Origin of the sequence: Pseudoalteromonas sp. SG43-6 (assembly GCF_014164365.1) — a bacterium.
Taxonomy (GTDB): Bacteria; Pseudomonadota; Gammaproteobacteria; order Enterobacterales; family Alteromonadaceae; genus Pseudoalteromonas; species Pseudoalteromonas rhizosphaerae.
In genome coordinates this window covers 1-1,164 of the sequence record NZ_JACJEZ010000132.1, presented here as the reverse complement: position 1 = coordinate 1,164, position 1,164 = coordinate 1, and the positions used below count along the sequence as shown (strand labels likewise).

General features: G+C 38.5%; 2 protein-coding genes. Both read left to right on the top strand.

Translation table 11 applies throughout. The features are described from left to right. Window positions 1-140 precede the first annotated feature (140 nt). Entirely contained in the window at window positions 141-875 is a 735-nt protein-coding gene (locus H5201_RS22425) for a hypothetical protein (protein ID WP_182785444.1), read from the top strand. Continuing rightward, window positions 872-1,164 (top strand): hypothetical protein (locus tag H5201_RS22420; protein ID WP_182719762.1); only part of this gene is annotated, 293 nt, incomplete at its 3' end. The genes H5201_RS22425 and H5201_RS22420, both read left to right, overlap by 4 nt.

The following is a 1,164-nucleotide window of genomic DNA, read 5'->3' as shown; positions in this document are numbered from 1 at the left end:
GACGGCGAGATTATTTGGAAGGACTAGCCTATTTCGTACAGGTAGTAGTGCAAATCGATTGGAAAAATATGGATGTGAGTGATGTAATTGAAACTTAATAATTATTTTTGGGGATCCCTTAGGTATTTACGGGTAAGAATATGGTCGATGGTCATAAACCGGTGCGTTCGCCAGATAATCGGTATATCGCAATATCAATGTACAACAATGAACTTGGCTACACACGTGAGCTTTGGGATACTAAAACCCAGCAGTTTATTTTTATGAGCGAAGGCTATGGCTATGCCCATTTTAATTGGACCAAAGACAGTGAAAATGTGATTTTTTACGCCAGTGGTAAGCATTATAACTACCACGTACCCACTAAAACACTTACTGAGCGGCCAATTATTTACTCTAATGGCTTGTTTTTATTGCCAGATGGCAAAACCTTTTTAGCCGATAAAAAAAATAAATACTGGTTACATGACTTTAATGGCGACGTGATAGAGAAGGTCGATTTAGGTTTTAACACTCAATTTACTATGAAGTATTTAGAAGTATCCCCTTTCGGCGATTATATTTATTTTGTGTCAGAAGGGCTTGGTTATCCAAAAAATTATTGGATTGATTTATCAGATCCCAGCAAGCGCATTATACTACCAAGAAAAGCAGGGACGTTTTTTTTCTCAGATAAAAAAAATAAAGTGTTAAGTCAAGGGTTTAAAGATTCAGAGGATTTAATGGGGAATGGTCAGTATTATATAGATGACTTTTTTTATGAATTTGATTTAAGTACTCAGCAAACACGAGAAATACCCATTCAAGAAAATGATATATGGGGCATGGGAACTATATATATTTTTGACGTGTTTAATATCAAGGATGAACAATGACAGAGCTATTGAATACAGGGCAATCTAGTTTTCCTAAAGCGTATTTACTCACGGGCTATGTTAATAGAGGCGAGCCAATCAGCAAGCTCACCCCGCTGTTTAACCGTGTGGTGGTGGCTGATAGCAATGAAGCCGCACCAATACTGTTAAGCAGTGATGAAGGTGCGGTGCTTGAGGCTGTTGATGACAAGCAGTTAACAACACGGACACCGTTTCATGCCCAAAAAACTACCCCGTTCATGCTTCGCATTGCTGCCTCTACGACCAATTTACACCGTACAATCAAGGA